Raw genomic sequence first — 24,561 nt, 5'->3', positions numbered from 1 at the left:
CCATGCGCGCCCCACAAGTTCGATTATTCAACGCGTGTCCACTCTTCAGCGAACGCCAATTCTGAATCCCATGGGTTCAGAACAACATTGCCAAGGGTGTTAGACGCTGCGGATACACGACCACGGTGGATCAAAGGAATAATCACATATTCCTGCATCAGCATGTCGTTCATCTTCTTCGCAAGGGCAGACCGCTTTTCAATTGAAGCAGTTTGGCCCATCTCAGCGCTCAAAGCATCATACTCTTCTGAACAGAAGCGCGGCATGTTGTTGCCGATCCACTGGTTCTTAGGAGAAGGAATTTCTGAGCAGACCCAGTTGCCCATATAGGCTTCAGGGTCAGTGCCATCGAAGTTGTTGGTGTACATTTCGATGTCAGCAAAGAACTTCTGGAATGTGTCAGGTGAAGATTGGTCACCACCGAAGAACACACCAGCGTCGATGTTGCGCAACTCAGTTTCAACACCAATTTCCTGCCACATCTGTTTGATCAAAGCTTGTGTGCCCTGACGAACGGAGTTGGTGGATGTTTGGTATAGAATTGACAAACGCACGCCGTCTTTTTCACGAACGCCATCAGGACCTGGCAACCAGCCAGCTTCGTCAAGAAGCGCTTTGGCACCTTCAACGTCTTGAGTTTTACATGCATCATTTGCGGTTGAAGCATAAATTTCAGGCGCAGGCAGCACGTTACATGTCACCTGACCGTTCGGGCCATAGCCCACTTCAACCAAGATGTCGCGGTCAATGGCCATAGACAATGCTTTACGCACATTGATGTCGCTCAAGAACGGGTGTGGCCCGCCTTCAACAGTTGCGCGCTTGTCGCCCAAAGATGGATCTGGGTTGGTCAATTGCACCATCAAACGTTCAACAGATGTACCAAACGCAGAAATGATTTCGCCTTTGCCGGCAGCCATCATTTGGTCAAGTACTTCAGGCTCAACCTGCACGTTCCATGCATAGTCAAATTCGCCAGTTTCAAGCACAGAGCGTGTTGTTGCTGCGCTGTCGCCGCCGCCTTTAAGGGTCACGGTTGCAAAAGCAGGCTGTGCAGGATCGCGATAGTTTTCGTTGGCTTTATAGGTCACAACGTCATTCGCGCGGAACTCGTCCACAACAAATGGGCCTGTGCCGATGGGGCCAAAGTTCGCTTCAGTACACTCAGGTGCTTTCGCGCCCATGCACTCTTTGAACTGGGCTTCCTGGATCACAGGAGCAGTCGCGCCCACAAATGGACCATATGGGAATGGTTTTGCCACTGAGAAGTTGATCTTCACAGTGTGATCGTCAAGCGCCTCAACGCTTTCCACATCAGCAAAGTTTGATGCTGCGTTACAGCCACCTTCTGGGTCCAAGCAATAATTGGCCGAGAAGACAACGTCAGCTGCTGTAAATGGTGTGCCGTCAGACCACACAACATCGTCACGCAATTTCCACGTGATGGATGTCAGGTCTTCAGAAACGCCGCCATTTTCAATGGTTGGAATTTCTGTCGCCAAGGCAGGCTCCATAGAACCATCAGGGCGATAGTTGGCCAAAGGATCCAAAATCAATGAAGATGCTTCAATATCCTTGGTGCCACCAGACAGATACGGGTTCAAAATGGAAACCGCTTGCCAATAAGCGACATTGAGGTTTCCGTCTGAACCGCGCTCTGCCAAAGCGACAGTTGCGAACGTAGACGCCGCAGCCGTTGCCATAATCAGAGTTTTAAGTTTACGCATTATTTCCTCCTGGTTAAGAGCTCGCGCCTTCTTTTTTATTGTTTTGAAGGCGACGAACGCCCAGCTCGAAAGCTGGGGATTTCCCCGGCCAGCACTGCTGACCAGAAACGAAATTTGGCGAATTACTCCGCCAAATGGCAGGCCACAAACTGGCCCTTATTTAGCTCGCGCAATTCCGGCTCCTCCACTCGACATCTGTCGATGGCAACCGGGCAGCGCGTGCAAAAATTACATCCCTTTGGCGGATTGGCCGGGCTGGGCACATCGCCTTGAAGAACGATATGCTCCCGCTTGGCTTCCACTTCGGGGTTGGGCACAGGCACAGCGGATAAAAGCGCCTGCGTGTAGGGGTGCTTGGGTGTTTTATATAGATCTCGCTTATCAGCCAGCTCTACAATTTTGCCCAAATACATCACCGCCACGCGGTCCGCGATATGGCGCACCATGCTCAGATCGTGCGAGATGAACAAATAGGTGAGCCCCATCCGCTCCTGAATATCTTGCAGCAAATTCACCACTTGCGCCTGAATGGACACATCCAAGGCGGCAATGGGTTCGTCGCAAACGATAAAATCAGGGTCGAGCGCCAGGGCTCTCGCAATGCCGATACGTTGGCGTTGACCGCCAGAAAATTCGTGCGGATAGCGGTTCACAAAGTCCCGGTTCATGCCCACCGCATCCAAAAGGCTCTTCACCTTTTCGCGCTTTTCCTCGGTCGATAGGTTGGTGTGCTCGTCCAAAGGTTCAGCGATGATGGAGCCAACGGTCATGCGCGGGTTCAAGCAGGCTTGCGGATCTTGAAAGATCATTTGCATCCGCGGGCGAATTTCACGCAAGGCTTTCGGATCAAGGCTGGCAATATCCACGCCTTCAAAATCCAGTTGCCCTTCGGTCAATTCATAAAGGCGCAACATGGCGCGCCCGGCTGTGGATTTGCCACAACCACTTTCGCCCACAAGACCAAGGGTCTCGCCCTTGCGAATTTCAAAATTAAGCCCGTCAACGGCTTTCACAGAGCCGACTTGTCGTCTCAAAATGCCTTTGTGGATCGGGAAGTGCACTTTTACATTTTGGGCTTTCACCAAAACCTGATCATGTTTGGTCATCGGGGCGCTCCCTTTTCAACATCCCACCAACAAGCCACCTGGTGGCCATCGCCCATTTCCATCAAGAGTGGATTTTCCTTCTGGCAGCGATCAAATGCATGTTCGCAGCGCGGCGCAAAAGGGCAGGAATTGGGATATTCGTGCAGCGCGGGGGGCAAGCCGGAAATGGATTTCAGCCGATCTTCGCCTTCTTCGTCGTCTGTCGGCAAAGTCGCCAACAGGGCGCGGGTGTAGGGGTGCAATGGCCGCCTATAAAGGTCTTTGACCTTGGCGTGCTCCACCACAAAGCCGGCATACATCACCATGATGCGATCAGAGATGCCCGCAGCCACACCCAAATCGTGGGTGATCCAGACAATGGCCATGCCCAGCTTTTGCCGCAGCTTTTTCACCAGCTCGATGATCTGCGCCTGAATGGTCACATCCAAAGCGGTGGTCGGCTCGTCGGCAATCAAAATTTTCGGGTCGCAAGCCAGCGCAATCGCGATCATCACCCGTTGGCGCATGCCGCCGGAAAACTGGTGTGGATAATCATCCAGCCGATCTGACGCGCTGGGAATGCCCACAAGCTCCAAAAGCTCAACTGCGCGCTTTCTTGCTTCTTTTTCGGAAAGGCCCAAATGCTCCTTGAGCGGCTCCATAATCTGGAAGCCGACTTTGAACACGGGGTTCAATGAAGTCATCGGATCTTGGAAAATAAACCCAATATCGCCGCCGCGGACTTGCCGCAGGGCTTCGGGTTCCAATTTAAGAAGATCATTGCCATCAAATTCGACCGTGCCAGCCACAATTTCGGCAGGCGGAATAGGCAACAATTTCAATAGCGACATCATGGTAACACTCTTACCAGATCCGCTTTCCCCAACTACGCTTAATAACTCACCTTCCTCAAGATAAAAGCTAATGCCATTTACCGCGTGCACCGTTCCGTCTTGAGTATGAAATACAGTTCTTAAGTCAGTAACATCTAATACCGGCTTAATCGCTCTTCCCCCCAGCATATTTTTTTGTTTTGAGTGAGACTATCGAACTTTCGGCCTTTTTCAAGAACAAATTTATAATGATGAATTGGTTTGATCAATTTTTTCTGCTGCGATAAAGAAGAAATAAATTGGTCCAGCCAATATGCTGCCGGATTCCAAGACTTTTTTGATGAAGACTTGAGAAGATTTGGCGAATAGAGGGTCGAAAGGATCTGTGAAAAAAATATTCTAAGAGGAATAAAAATTAGGTCAGCTATACTTACCTTGAGCGAAATTTGCTCTTGAAGTGGCACAGGATTTCTCAATTACATTTGTCGCCGCGAAAGTCTTTATGGGCGAAAATGCGCGTGGGTCACCAAAGGCTGGTTTTGGCGCGAGCCGGCCATTCTCGATCATAGGTGGCACCATCAAAACTGCCGTTTGTGATCTCTTTCATCAATTGGCCGGGTGTGGGCAGGTGAGGGGCGTCATGATCGCCCCATAAATCGGCGCGCATTATCGCGCGAGCACACTGAAAATAGGCCTTTTCAATACGAAGCCGCACCACGCTTCTGGGTGATTTTCCATCAATGTCGAAACGGGCGCACAGCTCTGGATCAACATCAATCTCGGCGAGGCCGTTCACCCGCAGCACATTGGCATTTCCCGGCACCATAAACATCAAGCTGCATCGCGGATCGCGGACAATATTGCGCAGGCTATCGATGCGATTATTGCCGCGTCGATCTGGCATCAGCAATTCGCGGGGGGAAGCAATGTGCACGAAGCCGGGCTTGTCGCCCCGCGGGCTGGCATCGGTGCCTTCCGGCCCCACGGTGGATAGAATGGCAAATGGCGAATGCGTGACAAAAGCTTGATAGCCTTCGGAGAGAAAATCGATTTCTTTCACCAGTGAGGCTTCAGATACGCCGCCATATATGGCGGCCAATTCCGCTTCAGTTTTCACGATGGACATGTTTTGACTTCCTTTGCCATTTCCCGTCATAACCGGATAAACTCTAGGTAAAGATCAAAGAATAACAAGGGCCAAACGCATAATGACTGAAGAAAAAACCTTATTCGCACAGCGTGGAAAACTCGGTGAGATCAAACTTAATCGGCCGCGTGCACTCAATTCGCTCGACCTGGATATGATTGATGCGATGACGGCCCAGCTTAATGCGTGGGAGCAGGATAATGCGGTCTCGATGATCGTTTTGTCCGGCGAGGGGGAAAAAGGTTTTTGTGCCGGTGGCGATGTAAAAGCAGTGCGGGCGGCATTGGAGGCGGGTGGAGTTGATGGTGCCACGGCCTTTTTTGATCGCGAATATGCGCTTTACGAGCGCATAGCCGTGTCAAAAATCCCTGTGGTATCGCTGCAGCACGGCATTGTTATGGGCGGGGGGATCGGATTGTCCGGCCACGCACAATTGCGACTGGTGCGAGAAGGTGCGCGGTTTGCCATGCCGGAAAAATCCATTGGTTTCTTCACCGATGTCGCGGTCAATTATTTGGTCAAAGCCGCACCCCTTCATCAGCGCATGGCCTTTTTGCTGACGGGTGAGTTGGTGTCGCCCGCTGATGCCATTGCCCTCAACCTGTCGGACACGCTGATCAGCGAAAATGATTGGGCAAAACTGCCGGAGATTCTTGAAGAATGCGCGCAAGCGCCCGACCCGCTGGCCGCCGCCAAAGGGGCCACTACAGCCTTGGCGCAAACCACAATGGACGCGCCCTTTACCGCGTGGGCCGATCAGCATCAATCCGTTTTTGAACGCGACGATTTGCAAGCGATTATCGATGCCCTAGGTGCGGCGTCGGCGGGGGATGAGCGCGCACAAAAACTACATCAAGGTTTGGTGGCGGGTAGCCCAACATCCTTGATGGCGTCCTTTTTGTTGGTCAAGCGGTCGGCCAGCATTGACGACATTGCGGTGCAATTTGAAATTGAACGGGATGTTGCGCGGGCCATCGTCTCCGCGCCCGATTTTTCAGAGGGCGTGCGCGCTGTGTTGGTGGATAAGGACAATAACCCGAATTGGCAGCCAAAAAGCATTCGCGAAGTCTCGCAAGACCAATTCTCTTTTTTACTGACAAACTGATCCCGTCTCAAAGCAGTATTCAACCGTTTGGTGAAATAAAATCGCGCTAATCGCCATATGGTTAGGAAATCTTAAATAGTTAGTGGTGAAACTGGCATGAATTGAATCGTGTGTATGAGGGAGAGGCTAGAATGGCCGAGACTCAATTAAAGACAATAGAAATGCCCGCAGTTGCTGACACTGGTGTTGTCGATAATATGCGCGAGGAGATGCTGGATGCGCTTAATGCCGGCAGTCTTGAGATTGAACTTTCAAACGTAGAGCGTGTGTCAACAAGTGCGTTGTTCATGCTGTTAAGTGCAGGTGTTGCTGCCAAACAGCATGACTATGAATTGCGCCTGTCCGCGCCAAGTGAACACTTTTCAAGTGCAGTCTCAACACTCGGACTAGATGACGCATTTGAACCTTATATGAAAGGATAGTCGGTTTATGCGTGTACTCACGGTTGATGATTCTCGCACCATCCTCGCCATGCTCCAGCACACGCTTGCTGGCGCTGGATACGAGGTTTTGCAAGCCGAGAATGGCCAGGAAGGCCTGGATGTCTTGCAAAACGAGTCCGTAGATGTGGTGATCACTGATATCAATATGCCGATTATGGATGGCATAGAATTTATCAAAAACGTCAGAGCGTCAGGAAAGCATCAAAGCTTGCCTATTCTCATTCTGACTACAGAAACAAGCCAGGATAAGCGAGATCAAGGACGTGCAGCTGGCGGCACAGGGTGGATTGTGAAGCCTTTTGATCCCGATAAGCTGCTGAGCGTCATTAAAAAGGTCAGCCACTAAACCACAATAAGTAATGGGGCTGGATAAGCCATGAGTGAACTAGACGAGTTTAAAGCAACGTATTTTGATGAATGTTCGGAGCTCTTGATTGAGCTTGAAGAGCAGTTTGTCGCAATTGAAGAAGGCGATCAGGACACTGAGCGTCTTAATGCTGTTTTTCGTGCCATTCACTCTATCAAAGGTGGCGCGGGTGCGTTTGGCTTCCAAGGTTTGGTTGGATTTGCCCACAGCTTTGAAACGTTGCTTGATTTTGTGCGTGATGGTCGGGTTGAGCTGACCGAAGATGTCATCAAGCTTTGCATCCGTTCAATCGATTTGGTCGCGGATTTTGTGACAGCAGCTCAAGAAAATCGCGAGTTGGGAGCCGATTACGGCGCCGACGAGAAACGCCAATTCGATGAATTGTGCAACCCGGATGCCGATGGCGAAGCGGGCGGAGAAGACCCAGAAGATTTCGACATCGAATTCACCCCGGTAATGGTTGAAGTCGACAGCAGCGAGGCTGATGCCGAGCAAAGCGATGAGTTTGAAGAGTCGCCGCTTGAAGAAGATCTGAACGCCGCTTTGATGGACAATGTTGACGATAGTGACCATGAAGCCTTGGCAGAAGAGATTGCCAATGCGGATGTGGTATTTGAGAGCGACAATCCGGCCACCGCAGATCATTCAGATGAAGAAGGCGTCATTGATGCCGCCGACATGGGTGCCTCGGATTGCTGGTGCGTTGTCTTTACGCCGCTGCCCGCGCTTTATGAGCGCGCCAATGACCCCCTATTGCTGTTCCGCGAAATGGCAATTATTGGCGAAACCAAAATGCGGGCCAACCTGCGCGAAATCCCACCGCTGCAGGACTTTGAGCCATTCCAGCCTTATTGTTCTTGGACCATTTATCTCAAAGGTGATGACGTCACCGAAGAGCGAATTCGCGAAGTATTTGAGTTCGTTGAGGGCGACTGCGAAATAGAAATTACACCGCCCGGAGGCATCTCCGAGCAGCAAGCTGCACATTTGGTGGGCGACATTAGCGCCACGTCCAAAGTTGTTGTGAAGCCCGATGAAATGACACCGGCCACCGACGAACCAGCGGCCGGCGAAAGCGAAGTCAGCTTTGCAGATCTTGCGGGCGAACTGGGCGTTAAAGGCTTGGGTGAAGCAGAAGAAGAACAGGCGCCAGAGGCGAGCAGCTCAGACGACGAGACGCCATCTGCCGTTGCTGATGAAATCAAACAAAAGCAAGGTGACGATAGCATGGATGCTGAAGCGATGCTGTCCGATCTTTTGGACGAAGAAGAGCCCAAGGCGAAAGCCGCCCCTGAAACCGACGCAAGTCCTGCCGCGCCAAAGGCACCGCCTGCAGCCGCTGCTGCAAACAAAATTACGCAGTCGAAAGCGCCGGACAAGTCGCCAGTCCAATCTATTCGCGTTGATCTGGATAAGGTTGACCGTGTTGTGAATATGGTGGGCGAACTCGTTATCACTCAATCCATGCTGACACAGCAAATGGATGAGACGTTGCGCGAAAAATATCAGGAATTGGTGCGGGGCATTGAAGTGCTGGCGCAAACCACGCGTGGTCTGCAAGATAGCGTGATGGCCATCCGTGCCCAGCCCGTAAAATCAGTGTTCTCCCGTATGCCACGCCTTGTGCGTGAATTGGCCACAAAGACCGGCAAGAAGATCAAGCTGGAAATGGTGGGTGAGCAGACCGAGATCGATAAGACGGTGATCGAGCAATTGTCCGATCCGCTGACACATATGATCCGGAACTCAGCTGACCATGGTGTTGAATCTGTCGAAAAACGCATCGCGCGCGGCAAGCCGGAACAAGGCACCATCCGCCTTTCTGCCGAACAGGCGGGCGGCAATATCTTGATTATTGTCGAGGACGATGGCGCAGGCATTAACCGCGAGCGGGTTTTGGACATTGCACGGGAACGTGGTGTTATCCAGCCTGAGCAAAACCCAAGTGACGAACAGATCGATAATCTGATTTTCGCCCCTGGCTTTTCAACCGCAACCGAAGTGTCTGATATTTCAGGCCGCGGCGTGGGCATGGATGTGGTGCTGTCCAACATTAAAAAGATTGGTGGGTCGGTGCATGTGCGCTCCCACCCGGGTCGTGGCACACGCATGACCCTGCGTCTGCCACTCACTTTGGCGGTATTGGACGTGATGCTGGTGAGCGTCGCGGGATGCCCTTACGTGGTGCCATTGTCTTCAATCGTTGAAACGATCCAGGCAGGCAAAGCTGACTTTGGTAAAACGCCAAGCGGCGCACGTTTGCTCTCAATTCGCGGCGAATATGTGCAAGTGGCTGATTTGGCGACACGTTTCGCGATGCATACGACCGCTGAAGAGAAAGATCGCTTTGTGGTTCTGTGTGAAGCAGATGGCTCTAGTAAGATTGCGTTAGTTGTAGATGAAATTATCGGCCAGCAGCAAGTTGTTATTAAGAGTTTAGAGGAAAACTATGAGCGTATCGACGGCATTGCTGGTGGCACGATCCTAGGTGATGGCCAAGTGGCGTTGATTGTCGATGTACAGGGCCTAAAGGCAGGCCCAAACCATCGGAACGCCGCGTAACGGCATAAATGGAGATTGAATATGGAAGCAATTGAAGTCAGTGAAAATGGCCACGAGCCAGGCGGCGCCAACTCAATTCAATTGATCGCCTTCTCAATTGGCGAGCAAGTATATGGTGTAGAAATCACCACTGTGCGGGAAATCCGCGCATGGAATGGGGCGACCCCATTGCCGAATACCCGCAAATATGTGCGTGGTGTGATCAATTTGCGCGGCACGATCGTGCCAATCTTTGATTTGCGCGCACGGTTTGGCGAAGGTGCGACCGAGGCCACAAAAAACCACGTCGTTGTGGTTCTGTCTGTCGGCGACAAATGGATTGGTATTTTGGTGGATGCAGTGTCTGACATTCTCACCATTCAAAAAGATGATATCCATAATGTGCCTGAAGGCGAGAATATGGATGCGGAATTGCTCAACGGCATTATCACCCATGATAATCGCATGGTTGGGTTGATCGATCTGGATACTGTTGTGGGCAATACGGGCGAAGAATCCTAAATCGCCTACCACAAGCGGTCATTGAGATACAGAAAAGCCCGGCATTTGGCCGGGCTTTTTCTTTTGGTTTTTTAACCGAATTCAAAACTCTTGGTTTTGCCGAGCCGGTTTAGAACAGCTCCACATCATCATTGTTGCGTTGGGCCACGCCTGAAAGATTTGGCTTGCGCAACTCATCCAAATTGAGCCCCGCCCAAACATCCTCTGCTTCAACCCGATCAGCGATTTCAACCATTTCTGCCATGCGGCGCGAGGCGCCAGCCATGTTGTCACAGCGTTGTTGAATGCGATCTTGCATTTGCAACCCGATAATAATTTTCCGAATAGCTTCATCACGCGCGGTCTTGCAGCTGACGCTGTCGTCCATAAGAACGGCAAGGCCATCATTTACCCGATCTACCATTTCCGCCGTTTGGCGGGCAGTTTCTTCTAACTCAATGGCCAACTTTGCCAAGGACATACGCGATCCCCCGATTTACTAGACTTCCAGCCTAACGCCTATTTCCTAAACAGGGTTTGAAACTATGTGCAAAAAATCCGCTAGTTTTGGTTTTGGTTAGCAGTTCACTAACAATTTAAGGTGTAGGTTTGTAAAAACGACTATTTCAGGTGAGTGTAGTGAAGCCGAGCGCAAGATCGCCCAGAGATATATCCGCAGCATCCACCCAGCAGGTGCATCAAGGTGACTGTCATGTCACCAACGACAAAGACGTCGCCTTCTCGACGGTTCTGGGTTCCTGTGTTGCTGCGTGTATTCGAGATAAGCTCACAGGTGTTGGCGGCATGAACCATTTCCTCTTGGGTGTGCAGTCCGACAGTTCGCGCGACCGATATGGTGAGAGCGCCCGCTATGGTGCTTATGCGATGGAAGAGTTGATCAACAAAGTGTTGAACCAGGGGTCCGGCCAACGCGATCAGCTGGAAATAAAAGTATTCGGTGGCGGCAATATCAACCAGAAAATGGATGATGTCGGCGCTAAAAACGCGGCGTTCGTGCGCGGCTTTCTTTCGGCGGAAGGCTATAAAGCCGCCGCAGAAGATTTGGGCGGCACTTACGCGCGGCGCGTGGTGTTTCAACCGGTTTTAGGCAAAGTCTTTGTCAAACACCTCGACAGCTCCATCAACGATACATTGATCAAAGAAGAAATTTCAAAAGCCAACAAGCCAGTTGTCGAGCACGACGATATCGAATTGTTCTAACACGCTGTTGCAACAATCAAATTTCTTCCAGGTTTTGGAAAGAGGGTGCAATAATACTGCACCCTTTTTTGTGAACAATAGCACGTGTAAAAACCAACTATTAACCAATAATGTTTACCTTTGAACAAGGTTTACACAAAGGCGAAAACTGAAGTTCGGTCGCCATTTGCTATCCCAATTGATTTTGCTTGATTTGCACGGGTTTGCATTTACCAAATTTAAGGGTGTGGTCCGCCATAATCAAAGCGAAAGCGCACATCAAAACGTGGCGCGCTACACCAATCAACGGGCTGTCTTGGTGCTCAAAATGGGCGCGAGGATTAGGGGAAATGAGGCTGGGACCAGTATGGATAGTGGTGAGATCTCTTTGTCAGATCGCGAATTCGAAGCAGTAAGAGATAAAGTTTACAAGCTTGCGGGCATTTCGATGAGCGACGCGAAGCGCACGCTTGTTGTGTCGCGTTTGTCCAAAATTGTTCGTCGGCTTCAACTAGATACATTTTCTGACTATCTGGATTTTCTTGATCGCGGTGCATCGCCGGATGATGTGCAAGAATTTATCAACGCATTGACCACCAATCTGACGCGGTTTTATCGTGAAGATCACCATTTCGAGCATTTGGTCGAACATGTGGGCAAACTGCTTGAAGACCCTAAAATCAAGTCTGGCAAAAGATTGCGGTTCTGGTCCGCGGGTTGCTCCACTGGCCAGGAACCTTACACAATCGCCATGGCGCTTTTTGACGCCTATCCGCAGTTGAAAAGCTGGGACATGCGCATTTTGGCGACAGACATCGACACCGATGTGGTGCGCCGTGCGCAAGCCGGTATTTATAAAGAAAATGATTTGGCCGGCCTAAGCCCAGAGCGTTCAAAGTTTTTTGAGCCGATCGGGAATGGTGATGTGCGCATCCCTGATTTTATTCGCAAAACAATTGCGTTTAAGCCGCTTAATCTGATGAATGATTGGCCAATGAAAGGGCCATTCGACGCTATTTTCTGTCGCAATGTGGCGATCTATTTCAACAAGCCAACGCAGGAGCGCATGTTCACCCGCATGGGCGAATTATTGGCGCCGCATGGCTATCTTTATATCGGCCATTCCGAAAACCTGAATTCGGTATCCGAGAAATTCAAACTGGTGGGCAAAACCATCTATAGACCGAAAAACGAACCGGCCTCCCGGAGCGCAGCATGATCAAAGTTCTAATTGTCGACGATTCCGCACTCATTCGCAGCGTGTTGCAAACATTGCTGAGTGAGGACCCGAATATCCATGTGGTCGGCACAGCATGTGATCCAATGGATGCACGGGGAAAAATCAAGACGCTCAATCCAGACGTTGTGACCCTCGATATCGAAATGCCGAATATGAATGGTTTGGCGTTTTTGGAAAAAATTATGCGGTTGCGGCCAACTCCAGTGGTGATGATTTCAACGCTGACCCAAAAAGGGGCGCAAGAAACATTGTTGGCGCTGGAATTGGGAGCTGTCGATTTTGTGGCCAAGCCGGGTCATGATTTAGACGGCGGTTTGGAGCAATTTGGTCGCGAAGTGCGCGAAAAAGTGATTGCCGCGTCTCAGTCCGATGTGCGCGGGCGGGCGATGGCGCGTCAACCAAAGGGCACTCCATCCACCGCAGCACCTGTGCCCTCAAAGGTCAATTCATCCCGCAAGGCTTTGATCGCTATTGGCGCGTCAACAGGTGGGGTTGAGGCCATCAAAACAGTTTTATCTGGTCTGCCACAAGATTGTCCGCCTGTTGTAATCGCCCAGCACATGCCACCTGGATTTACCGAGCGGTTTGCCGCGCGACTGAACGAGGTGAGCGGATTGACTGTTGTGGAGGCGACCGATCGCCAAGTTGTAAAACCGGGCCATGCTTATATCGCACCCGGCGGCGCTCACTTGCGCGTGGAATATTCATCTGGACAGCTCAAATGTCGGATTGGCGAAGACGATGTGGTTTCAGGCCACCGTCCGTCAGTTGATGTTTTGTTTAAGTCCGTGGCGCAGCAAGTTGGGCCATATGCAGTCGGGGCGATTCTGACCGGCATGGGCAAAGATGGCGCAAACGGCCTACTGGAAATGCGAAATGCAGGTGCATATACGATTGGCCAAAGCCAGTCTTCTGCCCTCATTTATGGCATGCCTGGTGCTGCTAACTCATTGGGCGCAGTGCAGGAAGAAGCGAAAATTGAATCCATCGCATCCAAGCTAATTGCGGCTTTGGAAGCAAAACGTGATGCCGCATAGGCATGAATTGATATATTAGTAACGGTTTGACGTTTATGATGCGATTTGAATTAAAGTTAACTAAGAATATGTCAGAGGCCCAAGCGTATGCCTAAAGCCAGTTCTATGACCGTTTTGATTGTTGATGATCAGCAATCCATGCGCGGGATCTGTAAATTCATTCTGAACCAGCTCGGCTTCAAAACAGTAATTGAAGCTAAGTCCGGTCGGGATGCGCTCACCAAATTGGAATCGGCCAATGTCGATCTGATTATTTCAGATTGGAACATGGACGATGTGGATGGGTTGACCTTGCTCAAGGTTATTCGAAAACATCCAAAAACCAACAAGATGCCCTTTATCATGGCCACGGGACGCGGCGATAAAGAGCAGGTGAAAGAAGCCATCGCGTGCGGGGTGAACAATTATGTCATCAAGCCGTTTGATGCGGGAACAATGAAGAAAAAGATCGAGGCAGTAATCGGCGCGCTGACCTAAGTCTCGATTTAAAGCTTGAACAAGTATTAAAGGCCCAATTTGCTTAGCAATTGGGCCTTTTTTTAAGACAAGTTTAGCATTTCCATTTTAGATTGTTTTTTGAAGAATTGCGAATTTTGCTCAAATTATCGCAAATTTGGGGGAGATTCTACAGAAGGTAGAAAAGGGCGAGCATGTTCAAAAAACTCAAGATGCCATCCATCACAATCGCAAAGAAATTGCCGATTGTTGTCGTATCGGCGGCGCTTTTGGTGGGCGCTGGCGTTGGTTTTGTGAGCTATCAGGTGTCACAAAACACGGTGAATAGTCTTACACAGCAGCGATTGTCGACCATTGCGTCCATTCGCGCTGAAACCCTTTCTGACTTGCTGACCAAAATGTCCAATGACTTGGTGAAAGCTGCGCAGGATCCAAATGTGGTGACCAACGCAACTGAATTGCGCAAAACGTGGGAACAGGCCGATGCCGACGATCCTACGGCCTATTTGCAAGAAGGGTTTATTGATAACAACCCGAATGCGGAAAATGAGCGTCATTTGGCGAACACCGCGAAGCAATTCACCAACTATGACTTTGCGCACTCACGTATTCACCCCGAATTGTCGACCCAGGCCGTCAATGCGGGCTATAAAGACATTATGATGCTGTCGACAGATGGTGTTGTGGTCTATTCTGTGTTTAAGCAGCGTGATTTTGCGACGAAAATTGAACCTGGCACACCACTTGATAGCATTTTGCAAAAAGCGGCCAGTTCTGAAGTAGGCAGTGTCGTCTTCACAGACTTCACACCATACCCATATTATGGAGGCGCCCCAGCCAGCTTTATGGGCTCCAAAATCGTCAACGAAAAAGGTGATTTTGTTGGTGTGCTGGTCTTTGGCGTGCCTTACCAGACCATCGCTGATTTCATTCATTTGAAAAAGGGCTTGGGCGAAACAGGTGAAACACTGCTTGTCGGCACCGACCAATTGCTCCGTGTGGATTCAACATTCACTGAAGAAAATGATGCGTTCGTCGCGTCTTTGGAAACAGAAGCGGTTTCAAAAGCGCTTGAGGGCGAGCCTGCACAATCCATTGCCATGGGCATCGACGGTAATCAGGTTCATGTGGAAGCCGTTCCAGTTGAATTTGCTGGCGTGAAGTGGGCCATGGTTGCCACTCAGGACATAAAAGAACTGTTCCAGCCGGTTGCTGAAATGCGCAACATGATGCTGATCGTGGGCGCGATTATGTTGGCCATTGCCGTTGTTGCCGGTTTGTTGGCAACACGCACAGTCACGGTTCCAATCTCTCGCCTCACAAAGACAATGCGGGCTTTGGCCGATGGCGATCTGGATGTTGAGGTGCGCGGCACCAAAGGCAAAGACGAATTGGGTGAAATGGCCCGTGCCGTCGAAGTTTTCCGTGAAAACGGCATCAAAGTTGAGCAGATGACAGAAGCGGAAAAAGAAGCATCCGCATCACGTGCCGCTGAACGTCAATCCATGATGCAAGAACTGCAAAGTGCATTTGGTGATGTGGTCGACGCAGCGGTCGACGGCGATTTCTCTCGTCGCGTACAGGCTGAGTTCCCAGATCAGGAATTGAACACATTGGCTGACGGTGTGAACCGCTTGGTTGAAACAGTTGATCGTGGCATTAATGAAACTGGAAAAGTGCTCTCTGCTCTTGCAGATGCAAACCTGACGGTACGCATGGAAGGCGAATATAAGGGCGCATTCGACCAGTTGAAAACCGACACAAACCGCGTGAACTCAAAATTGAGCGATGTTATCGGCCAATTGCGGTCAACCTCACGCGCGTTGAAAGTTGCGACCAGCGAAATTCTCGCAGGTGCCAACGATCTTTCCAGCCGTACAAATGAACAAGCGGCAACGATCAATCAAACATCCATGACAATGAATGAATTGTCGAAGACGGTGCTTGAAAACGCCAAGGAAGCATCTGACGCCAGCACCAATGCGGATCAAGTGCGTGAGACAGCTGAAAAAGGTGGCGAAGTGATGCGCCAGGCCAATGAGGCGATGGAGCGGATCACATCCTCTTCAAACCAGATCTCGAACATCATTGGCATGATTGATGACATTGCGTTCCAAACCAACCTATTGGCCTTGAACGCGTCGGTTGAAGCGGCGCGGGCCGGTGAAGCAGGTAAAGGCTTCGCGGTGGTTGCTGTGGAAGTTCGGCGCTTGGCGCAATCAGCAGCAAATGCATCTTCTGATGTGAAGAAGCTGATCGAGCAATCTGTTTCTGAAGTAGAAGATGGCACCAAGCTGGTGGCTGAAGCTGCTTCGAACTTGGAATCAATGCTTGAAGCTGCCCGTTCAAACAATGCGATCATGGTTTCGATTGCCGATAAGAGTAAGGCGCAAGCCACCTCAATCGAGCAAATCACAACATCTGTGGCGCAAATGGATGACATGACCCAGCGCAACGCCGCTTTGGTGGAAGAAACCAACGCCGCAATCGAGCAAACTGAGGCGCAAGCTTCTGAGCTGGATGCCATTGTTGATGTGTTTGTCACCGATGCCAGCGGCAGCGAGCACGTCTCTACTCCGGCAGCGGCTCCAGCGGCGGCACCGCAGCAAACAGGCATTAAAGGGTTGCAGCAAAAAGTTGTCACCGCTGCCAAGTCTTACCTCACCCGCGGCAACGCTGCGGTAAAGCAGGAAGAAGACGAGCAGGAAGATGCTGATTGGAAAGAGTTCTAAGCACAGCGCTCAACCTGAATAGATTTAAGGCCCGGTTCCAACGAACCGGGCCTTTTTTGTCCACGGGCAATTTAGGGGGGATGTGGACAAAAGGATGTCTCAGGCAGGTGACATCTAAACATGAGTATAAAAATCATATTTATTTTCCGCTGTCAACTCGACATGATGCGCAAAAAAGGGTGATTCTGTGTCGGATAGTAGATTTTGGCGTCTGTTTTGGGCCGCGGTCGCCTGGACCAGTCTTGGGCTTGGGTTTATCGGGGTGTTTTTGCCAATTCTGCCCACGACACCCTTTTTGATTTTGGCGGCATTCGGGTTCGCGCGGTCAAATGAGAAAATTCATACATGGTTGATTGAGCATCCCCAGCTTGGCCCGCCCATTGCTGATTGGGAAAAATATCATGCCATATCGACCCGCGCGAAGATCACAGCGGTGACAACCATGGCAGTGGTGTTCTCGATCAGTGTTCTGATCGGTCTGGATTGGAAATTGCTGGCCATTCAAGGGACATGTTTAGGGGGTGCCGCACTGTTTATTGTGACCCGCAGAACGCCGCCTAAAGTATAATTCCATATTATGGAAATCAATTCCATTCGAATTGACATAAGCCCACCAAATTGCCTAAACTCGCTCAAAACAAATTGGCGAGGACAGGCATATGCGCGAATCTGATTATATTGAAATTGGTCAACTCAAGGTGGCCAAGCCATTGGCCAGTTTGGTTGAGAAGGAAATTCTGCCGGGTCTGAATATCGACGCAGATCAGGTGTGGTCGAACTTTGAAAAAATCCTGGCGGACCTGGCACCGCGCAACAAGGAACTGTTGGCCAAGCGCGAAAAGCTGCAACAACAGATTGATGATTACCACCTTGCGCATAAGGGCGCGGATTGGAATGCGGCGGCCTACAAAAAGTTTCTCAAAGCCATCGGCTATCTGGTCGCAGAAGGCGCGGACTTTGAGATCGGCACGCAGAATGTAGACGATGAAATTGCCAAAGTCGCTGGCCCTCAACTTGTGGTGCCGGTGATGAATGCCCGCTTTGCCCTAAATGCGGCCAACGCACGCTGGGGATCGCTATATGACGGACTTTATGGCACCGACGCCATCGCAACTGAGGGCGCGCTAGCCCCCGGCAAAGCCTACAACGAAAAGCGCGGTGCGGAAGTGATCGCGCGCGCCGCGGCCTTCTTGGATCAGGCCATTCCATTGAGCAAAGGAAAACATGCCGACGCATCCGGCTATAAGCTCGACGGGCAAAATCTCCTCGCCATTATTGATGGTGCCGATATTCCACTCAAAGATCCAAGCCAATTCTTAGGCACCCGCCAATCCAAAGCCGGGCAGGGCTATTTATTTGCCAATAATGGTCTGCATATTGAAGTGGTGATCGATAAGTCCGATCCGATCGGCCAGCAAAGTGGCGCTGGTGTGAAGGACGTTGTGCTGGAGGCGGCGTTGACCACCATTCAGGATTGTGAGGATTCCGTCGCGGCGGTCGATGCGCAGGACAAAGCAGAAGTTTATCGCAATTGGCTCGGGCTGATGAAGGGGGATCTGCAGTCTAGCTTCACCAAAAACGGCAAAGAGATGGTGCGCTCCCTCAATGGCGACTTGAGTTTTCAAACGCCCGATGGCGACAATATCTCATTGCCCGGTCGTTCCTTGATGCTAGTGCGCAATGTCGGGCATTTAATGACCAACAATGCTGTACTCTTTGCCAATGATGAAGAAGTGCCTGAGGGCATGCTCGATGCAATGATCACCGTGCTGTGCGCCTTGCACGATTTGAACAAAGAGAGCGGCCCGCGAAATTCACGTGCGGGGTCGATCTATATCGTAAAGCCAAAAATGCACGGCCCGGAAGAGGCTGCACTCACCGATGAATTGTTTGATCGGGTGGAAGACGCCTATGGCTTGGAGCGTCACACCATAAAAGTGGGTGTGATGGATGAAGAACGCCGCACCACAGTCAATCTGAAAGAATGTATCCGCGCGGTGCAAAACCGGGTTGTGTTCATCAATACGGGCTTTTTGGATCGCACAGGCGATGAAATTCACACCTCGATGCAGGCAGGACCTGTTCTGCCAAAGGGCGACATTAAAGGCGCCAAATGGCTCACCGCTTATGAGAATTGGAACGTGGACACGGGCCTTGAAACTGGATTTTCGCAAAAAGCGCAGATCGGCAAAGGCATGTGGGCCATGCCTGATGAAATGGCGAAAATGCTCGAAGCCAAGACCGACCATTTGAAGGCCGGGGCGAATTGCGCGTGGGTGCCGTCGCCAACGGCCGCTGTGTTGCATGCCACACACTATCACCAGATCGATGTGTTTTCAGTGCAGGACCAGTTGAAATCTCGCGCCAAAGCCGCCCTTGACGATATTTTGACACCTCCATTGCTCGGTGGCCGCAACCTTTCAGCGGATGAAGTGCAACACGAGCTTGAAAACAATGCTCAAGGCATTTTGGGCTATGTGGTGCGTTGGGTCGAGCAGGGTGTTGGCTGTTCCAAAGTGCCGGACATTAATGATGTGGGATTGATGGAAGACCGCGCCACCCTGCGTATTTCCGCACAGCATATCGCAAACTGGTTGTTGCACGGTCTGGTGGATGAGGATCAGGTGATGCAGGCCATGAAGAAAATGGCCGCAAAAGTGGATGAGCAAAACCAAGGCGATCCGGCCTATCAGCCAATGGCCGACAATTTTGATAAATCCGTCGCCTTCGCCGCTGCCTGCGAACTGGTGTTCGAGGGCGCCAACCAGCCTTCCGGTTATACGGAGCCGATCTTGCACCGCCGCCGTCTTGAAGCAAAGGCCAACGCATAGATGGCCGACAAAAAGCAAAGCAAAAGCCCTGTGCAATCGCTGGACCGGGCTTTTGGCTTGCTCAACATCATCGCTGACGCGCCTGAGGGGATAGCCTTGGGCGCTTTGGCGCAGAAGGCCGATCTTGCGCCCTCTACCACCCATAGATTGCTTGGTGCGCTGGAAGGGCAGGGGATGGTGGCCTTTGATGCGCAGGCGGGCGCATGGCAAATCGGCCTTGGCGCGTTCCAAATCGGCGCGGCGTTCCTGCACCGCCGGGAATTTGTTGCTGCAGCTCGCGCGCCCATGCGCCGGCTGATGCAAGAATCAGGTGAAACCGTCAATTTGGCGATTCTCAATCGCGGCACTGTTGTATTTGTGGCACAGATTGAATGTGATGAAGTAATGCGCATGGCGGTGAAAATCGGCAGTGTTGGCCCGTTACATGCCAGTGCGGTCGGCAAAGCCATCCTCGCCTTCGGCGCGCCCGAGGAGGTCGACAACCTAACGGCCAACCTTCATTTCCCGCGCCTGACCGACAAAACCATTTTGGATTTGCCTGCATTTGAAAACGAACTTGAAACCGTTAAAAATCAAGGCTTTGCCGTGGATGATGAGGAGCAGTCCTTGGGGCTGCGCTGCATCGCAGCACCGGTTTTTAATGAGTTTGCGGAGCCTGTTTGTGCACTGTCCATATCCGGCCCCACGGTGCGCGTCACGCGGGAACGAACGGCTGAATTGGCCGAAATGGTCATCAATGCAGCGCACCGCGTCACGACAAAGCTCGGCGGGAAATTCCCTCATTGAATGGAACTTCACAAAAACGTGCGTGTTATTGTATGAGAAATTTACATGAGTGTGGCATAGATGCTCTATAATTGAATTGAAATCTGATATAGATTGCAATCAATTCTTCACCGTCACCTCGTGGCGGCTTTTTTTGTGGATGAGAGAGATACAAGTGAATTTATCACGTCGACAGTTTTCGATGCTTTTGTCAGGCGCGGCAATGTCCGCTGTCTTGACGGGCTGTGGTGCGAGCAGCGCCAGAATGGCAGAAGGGCCAAAGGTGAATACGCCTGATCCCGATTTGCTGCGTTTCGCGTCCTTCACGGATAATGGCTACACCGTTCCTGCCATCCCTGCAAACCGTTTGGATCGCAGCTTGTGGCGTCAAGTTGTGGATGATCCGTTTGGCGAAGTGCCTGGCACGATTGTTGTCGACACGCCAAATCGTTTCCTCTACCTCACCTTGGATAATGGCCAAGCCATGCGCTATGGCATTGGTGTTGGCAAGGCAGGCTTTACATGGTCCGGCCGTGCCAAGGTGCAATTCAAGCGCCCTTGGCCCACTTGGACGCCGCCGAGCGAAATGATCGAACGTGATCCAACGCTTGAAAAATGGCGTGAGGGCCAGCCTCCAGGCTTGGACAACCCACTCGGCGCTCGCGCGCTTTACATCTTCAAAGATGGCCGCGACACCTTATACCGTATTCACGGCTCGCCTGAATGGTGGACCATCGGCACAGCAGCCTCATCCGGCTGTATCCGCATGACCAACCATGACATTGTTGATTTTTACAAGCGTGTGCCATCGGGCTCACCCATTGTGGTTGTTCCAGATAACCGCATTCAAATCGACACAATGGCATAAATAAAAAGGCGCGGTTTTCCGCGCCTTATTCGTCTTTGGGGCAGTGGCTCAAAAATGTTTCTGCCGACTGCACAATTTGCGCATCAATCTCCCCAATTGCATCGCGGTCCTGCCCTTGATAGGCAACCTGCGACACAACGGTTTGAATAACCCCAAGTCGAGCGCGACGTTTGTCGTTGGCGCGCACAACGGTCCACGGCGCAAAGTCAAAATCGCTGCGTTCCAGCATTTCGTTGCGTGCAGCGGAATAGTCTTCCCACTTATCAAGCGCGCGCAGATCAACCGGGCTGAGCTTCCAGTGTTTTAGGGGACTATGTCGCCGATCATGAAAGCGCTTGAGCTGCATTTCCTGCCCGATATTCAGCCAGAACTTGAAGAAGTGGATACCTTCTTTAACAATCATGCGCTCGACATCGGGCAATTGTTGATAGAAGCGCTCGGTTTGTTCAGGCGTGCAAAACCCCATCACAGGTTCCACCACCGCTCGGTTATACCATGACCGATCAAACAGTACTTGCTCGCCACGGGTTGGGAAGTGGGAGACATAGCGTTGAAAATACCATTGCCCCTGTTCCGTCTCCGTTGGCTTTGAAAGCGCAACCACGCGGTTGTGGCGGGGATTCAAATAGTGAATATAACGGCGGATTGACCCGCCTTTGCCCGCCGCATCACGGCCCTCAAACACCAAAACCACCCGCTCGCCACTTGTCTGCAAATGGCTTTGCAGTTTGGTCAGTTCTATTTGAAGCGCTTCCAAATGCGCTTCATATTTTTTGCGCTTCAGCTTGTCATCATAGGGATAATTGCCAGATGCAAAGGCCCGGTCTTTCACATGATCGGGCAGTTCTGGATGGTCTAAATCAAATTGGGTCAATTTGCGCTTTATCCCTTTTCAGTTTATTGGAAGCGGATGTAATGGCTAGAATAGTGCAAAGTCTATGGTGCCGGTGCGTCGCCGTAAAGACTTGAATGAACTGAAAAAAGCATTGTGCGCGGGCCGTTTGGCCATAAGTCTAAAGTCTTTGTCGTTGAAACTTCATAATGACTGACTAAATCAGGTCGGATATTTCGATCAGTTCTATTAGGATATAAAATGAGTGGTATGGATTCATCCGCCCCAAATCGCAGTCTTACTATTCGCTGGCGCGACCGGTTTTACGCCGCGCGATGGGTGCTTTTGGCCTGCTCGCTGGTGTTTTTGGCGCTCTATTTGGGTGAGCGGCTCACGTTCGTCCAGGCCATTCTATCCTTTGGTGTGATCTTTTTGGCCGCAATTGCCGTGCCGCGTCGCGCCCATCTGGTGCCGTCTGTGGGCAATTATGACCATGCACCGTCCCTATGGCCTGATACGTCGACAAAGCGCTTTGCTGAAGCCTTGCCAGACCCTTGCCTGATTGTAGATCATCGGGTCATCCTGCGTTATCGCAACAAGGCCGCGGCAGGGGAGTTTCCGTCCACCTCTATCGGCGATCCGTTGTCGTTTTCGCTGCGCAATCCACTTTTGTTGAACACGATTGAAAAAGCGATCGCTGAGAATGATCGCGCGGTTGGCGAATTTCGAGAGACTGTGCCTGCCGCCAGTTGGTACAAGGTCAGTGCCGTGCCCCTTGAAGTGCAAAAACCAGGCATTGCGCCCACCCCGCGGGCAAACCTATTTGTGGTGACCATTGATAATCAGACCGAGCAGCGATCATTGGATCAAATGCGCGCCGACTTTGTGGCCAATGCCAGCCATGAATTGCGCACGCCGCTCACATCGTTGATGGGATTTTTGGATACGTTGATGGGGCCCGCCGCCAATGATGCTAAAGCGCGCGATCATTTTCTGGGCATTATGCGCGGCCAAGCCGAGCGCATGTCGCGGCTCATCGATGATTTATTGTCGCTCTCGCGCATTGAGTTGCGCCAGCACCAACGCCCGACCACCAAGGTGGATTTGGGCAAATTGATCAAAGAATCGATTGAAATGCTGCAGCCGCAAATCACCGAAAATAAAGCCGAGTTGAGTTTCGCCAACCAACTTGAGGGCACGGAAGTGACCGGTGACCGTAACGAGCTTACGCAAGTGGTCACAAACCTGCTCGAAAATGCCATCAAATATGGCCATGAAGGCGGGCAGGTGGAGGTGCGCTTGGAAAAAGAGCCGGATCACCACAATCATGACGTTCGGATCACCGTTAAAGACAATGGCCCCGGCATCCCGGCAGAACACGTGCCGCGCTTAACAGAGCGATTCTATCGTGTGGATGCGGAATCATCGCGCCGCAAAAAGGGCACAGGGCTGGGCCTTGCCATCGTGAAACACATTGTGAGCAGGCATCGCGGCGAGTTGCGGATCAGTTCTGTGGTCGGCGAGGGCACCGAGATCAGCGTCTTTTTGCCGTTATAATAGCTGTCATCTAACACAGTTACCCACAATGGGAGTTCCCAAAATATAAGCGAATACAAATACTTATACTGTCATCTAATTGTCATTTAAAAGACATAAAACCATTAGCACAGAGCAATAGGGTGCCCGCAGTCCGGGAGGAAACAACCAGTCAGACAAATACTGGTTTCTCGGCCTGATTACTGAATTCGAGTGCGAGCTCTAAAGAGGATGACATTATGAAATTCGCCCAATATGCAAGTGTTGCTGCTTTGGTTGTTGCAGGCACAGTTGCCGCAACTGGTGCACAAGCACGTGACCAAATCTCAATCGTAGGTTCTTCTACTGTATTTCCATTCGCTACAGCAGTTGCAGAGCGTTTTGGTCAAACAAGTGATTTCCCAACACCTGTTGTTGAATCCACTGGTTCAGGCGGCGGTCTGAAATTGTTCTGCGAAGGTGTTGGCGAAGGTACGCCCGACATCACAAACGCATCACGTCGCATTAAAAACTCTGAAATCGACAAGTGCATGGCCAATGGCGCAACACCTGTTGAAGTTAAAGTTGGCTTCGACGGTATCGTGTTGGCTGGCGCAAAATCAGGTGCGGACTTGTCTGTAAGCCGCGATCAGATTTTTGCGGCCTTGGCGAAAAACGTTGTTGTGGATGGCCAGATCATCGCCAATCCATATGTAAACTGGTCAGACATTGACCCATCATTGCCAGCTTCAAAAATTGAAGTACTTGGCCCACCACCAACCTCAGGCACTCGCGACGCGTTTGTTGAGTTGGTGATGGAAGAATCTTGCCAGGAAGGCATCGAAGAAGATGCATGTGGCGAAATTCGTGAAGATGGCGCATTCATCGATGCAGGCGAAAACGACAATTTGATCGTGCAAAAGCTTGAAGCAAACCCAGCTGCCGTTGGCATTTTCGGTTTCTCTTTCTTGGATCAAAACGCTGACAAAATCAAAGGTGCAACCGTTGATGGCGTCGAGCCAACTTTTGATGCCATTGCTGATGGCGATTACCCAGTTTCTCGCTCACTCTATTTCTATGTGAAAAAAGAGCATGTTGGCGTGATCCCTGGCATTCAAGAATATGTTGCTGAATTCACCAACGAAGCTGCTTGGGGCGATGAAGGTTATTTGACTGAAAAAGGTCTGATCCCATTGCCTGCGGAAGCACGTGCAGAATTCAAATCAGACGCCGAGAACTTGGTGCCTGCTGAAAAGATGTAAATCTTTTCACTGAATAAGAGTCGCTTCGGGGCTTTCCCCGGGGCGGCCCATGTGCTCTTAAAGGGCATCAATGA

General features: G+C 51.1%; 22 protein-coding genes. 16 read left to right on the top strand and 6 right to left on the bottom strand.

Going from position 1 to position 24,561, the window contains the following annotated elements; translation table 11 throughout:
- Positions 1 to 23 precede the first annotated feature (23 nt).
- From MXMO3_RS15060 to MXMO3_RS15045, 4 genes are all read right to left on the bottom strand, one after another.
- The gene (locus tag MXMO3_RS15060; protein ID WP_027833904.1) at positions 24 to 1,727 is read right to left on the bottom strand and encodes a peptide ABC transporter substrate-binding protein; all 1,704 of its coding nucleotides are present in this window, start codon (positions 1,725 to 1,727) and stop codon (positions 24 to 26) included.
- Between the two features lie 122 nt (positions 1,728 to 1,849).
- Entirely contained in the window at positions 1,850 to 2,833 is a 984-nt protein-coding gene (locus MXMO3_RS15055) for an ABC transporter ATP-binding protein (protein ID WP_027833903.1), read from the bottom strand.
- Positions 2,830 to 3,834 (bottom strand): ABC transporter ATP-binding protein, encoded by a 1,005-nt coding sequence (locus MXMO3_RS15050; protein WP_117396404.1) that lies wholly within the window; start codon positions 3,832 to 3,834, stop codon positions 2,830 to 2,832. Before MXMO3_RS15050 ends, MXMO3_RS15055 begins: the two co-directional genes overlap by 4 nt.
- 334 nt (positions 3,835 to 4,168) lie before the next feature.
- Positions 4,169 to 4,771, bottom strand: coding sequence for a pyridoxamine 5'-phosphate oxidase family protein (locus MXMO3_RS15045; RefSeq protein ID WP_117396403.1), 603 nt, complete (start codon positions 4,769 to 4,771; stop codon positions 4,169 to 4,171).
- A gap of 82 nt (positions 4,772 to 4,853) precedes the next feature.
- Here MXMO3_RS15045 and MXMO3_RS15040 point away from each other — a divergent pair, with 82 nt between their 5' ends.
- The 5 genes from MXMO3_RS15040 to MXMO3_RS15020 all read left to right on the top strand — a co-directional run bounded on the left by MXMO3_RS15040 (position 4,854) and on the right by MXMO3_RS15020 (position 9,770).
- The gene (locus tag MXMO3_RS15040) at positions 4,854 to 5,897 is read left to right on the top strand and encodes an enoyl-CoA hydratase/isomerase family protein (protein ID WP_117396402.1); all 1,044 of its coding nucleotides are present in this window, start codon (positions 4,854 to 4,856) and stop codon (positions 5,895 to 5,897) included.
- A gap of 131 nt (positions 5,898 to 6,028) precedes the next feature.
- Positions 6,029 to 6,319 (top strand): STAS domain-containing protein, encoded by a 291-nt coding sequence (locus MXMO3_RS15035; RefSeq protein ID WP_027833899.1) that lies wholly within the window; start codon positions 6,029 to 6,031, stop codon positions 6,317 to 6,319.
- A gap of 7 nt (positions 6,320 to 6,326) precedes the next feature.
- Positions 6,327 to 6,686 (top strand): response regulator, encoded by a 360-nt coding sequence (locus MXMO3_RS15030; RefSeq protein ID WP_027833898.1) that lies wholly within the window; start codon positions 6,327 to 6,329, stop codon positions 6,684 to 6,686.
- Positions 6,687 to 6,716: 30 nt separating this feature from the next.
- Positions 6,717 to 9,269, top strand: coding sequence for a chemotaxis protein CheA (locus MXMO3_RS15025; RefSeq protein ID WP_117396401.1), 2,553 nt, complete (start codon positions 6,717 to 6,719; stop codon positions 9,267 to 9,269).
- Positions 9,270 to 9,290: 21 nt separating this feature from the next.
- The gene (locus MXMO3_RS15020; protein WP_036220943.1) at positions 9,291 to 9,770 is read left to right on the top strand and encodes a chemotaxis protein CheW; all 480 of its coding nucleotides are present in this window, start codon (positions 9,291 to 9,293) and stop codon (positions 9,768 to 9,770) included.
- Between the two features lie 109 nt (positions 9,771 to 9,879).
- On the opposite strand, the gene MXMO3_RS15015 is transcribed toward MXMO3_RS15020, so the two are convergent.
- Positions 9,880 to 10,230 (bottom strand): hypothetical protein, encoded by a 351-nt coding sequence (locus tag MXMO3_RS15015; protein WP_027833895.1) that lies wholly within the window; start codon positions 10,228 to 10,230, stop codon positions 9,880 to 9,882.
- Between the two features lie 158 nt (positions 10,231 to 10,388).
- On the opposite strand from MXMO3_RS15015, the gene MXMO3_RS15010 reads away from it, so the two are divergent.
- The 9 genes from MXMO3_RS15010 to MXMO3_RS14970 all read left to right on the top strand — a co-directional run bounded on the left by MXMO3_RS15010 (position 10,389) and on the right by MXMO3_RS14970 (position 20,878).
- Entirely contained in the window at positions 10,389 to 10,970 is a 582-nt protein-coding gene (locus MXMO3_RS15010) for a hypothetical protein (RefSeq protein ID WP_156905469.1), read from the top strand.
- A gap of 367 nt (positions 10,971 to 11,337) precedes the next feature.
- Entirely contained in the window at positions 11,338 to 12,168 is an 831-nt protein-coding gene (locus MXMO3_RS15005) for a CheR family methyltransferase (protein WP_205468031.1), read from the top strand.
- Complete coding sequence (locus MXMO3_RS15000) at positions 12,165 to 13,226, top strand: protein-glutamate methylesterase/protein-glutamine glutaminase (protein ID WP_027833893.1); 1,062 nt, start codon at positions 12,165 to 12,167, stop codon at positions 13,224 to 13,226. The genes MXMO3_RS15005 and MXMO3_RS15000 overlap by 4 nt, the downstream gene beginning before the upstream one ends.
- A 105-nt stretch (positions 13,227 to 13,331) precedes the next feature.
- Entirely contained in the window at positions 13,332 to 13,703 is a 372-nt protein-coding gene (locus MXMO3_RS14995) for a response regulator (protein WP_245985758.1), read from the top strand.
- 173 nt (positions 13,704 to 13,876) lie between these two features.
- Positions 13,877 to 16,414 carry a methyl-accepting chemotaxis protein gene (locus MXMO3_RS18970; RefSeq protein WP_245985757.1) on the top strand — a complete coding sequence of 846 codons (2,538 nt, stop codon included), beginning with the start codon at positions 13,877 to 13,879 and terminating at the stop codon, positions 16,412 to 16,414.
- A gap of 187 nt (positions 16,415 to 16,601) precedes the next feature.
- Entirely contained in the window at positions 16,602 to 16,982 is a 381-nt protein-coding gene (locus MXMO3_RS14985; protein WP_245985756.1) for a YbaN family protein, read from the top strand.
- A gap of 91 nt (positions 16,983 to 17,073) precedes the next feature.
- Positions 17,074 to 19,245 (top strand): malate synthase G, encoded by a 2,172-nt coding sequence (locus tag MXMO3_RS14980; RefSeq protein WP_117396400.1) that lies wholly within the window; start codon positions 17,074 to 17,076, stop codon positions 19,243 to 19,245.
- Positions 19,246 to 20,031, top strand: a complete 786-nt coding sequence (locus MXMO3_RS14975) for an IclR family transcriptional regulator (protein ID WP_117396399.1) — start codon at positions 19,246 to 19,248, stop codon at positions 20,029 to 20,031.
- A gap of 202 nt (positions 20,032 to 20,233) precedes the next feature.
- Positions 20,234 to 20,878 (top strand): L,D-transpeptidase, encoded by a 645-nt coding sequence (locus MXMO3_RS14970; RefSeq protein ID WP_484174382.1) that lies wholly within the window; start codon positions 20,234 to 20,236, stop codon positions 20,876 to 20,878.
- 25 nt (positions 20,879 to 20,903) lie between these two features.
- On the opposite strand, the gene ppk2 is transcribed toward MXMO3_RS14970, so the two are convergent.
- Positions 20,904 to 21,752 (bottom strand): polyphosphate kinase 2, encoded by an 849-nt coding sequence (ppk2, locus tag MXMO3_RS14965; RefSeq protein WP_245985755.1) that lies wholly within the window; start codon positions 21,750 to 21,752, stop codon positions 20,904 to 20,906.
- Positions 21,753 to 21,971: 219 nt separating this feature from the next.
- Between ppk2 and MXMO3_RS14960 the strand changes: the two genes are divergently transcribed.
- Together MXMO3_RS14960 and MXMO3_RS14955 are read left to right on the top strand one after the other, a co-directional pair.
- On the top strand, positions 21,972 to 23,267 hold the full coding sequence (locus tag MXMO3_RS14960; protein WP_117396397.1) for a sensor histidine kinase: 1,296 nt from the start codon (positions 21,972 to 21,974) through the stop codon (positions 23,265 to 23,267).
- A gap of 218 nt (positions 23,268 to 23,485) precedes the next feature.
- A complete protein-coding gene (locus MXMO3_RS14955; protein WP_027833888.1) occupies positions 23,486 to 24,487 on the top strand; it encodes a PstS family phosphate ABC transporter substrate-binding protein in 1,002 nt (333 codons plus the stop codon).
- Positions 24,488 to 24,561: the final 74 nt, after the last annotated feature.

The sequence above is a fragment of the Maritalea myrionectae genome (assembly GCF_003433515.1).
Classification (GTDB): domain Bacteria; phylum Pseudomonadota; class Alphaproteobacteria; order Rhizobiales; family Devosiaceae; genus Maritalea; species Maritalea myrionectae.
This window is presented reverse-complemented; position numbering and strand designations above follow the sequence as displayed.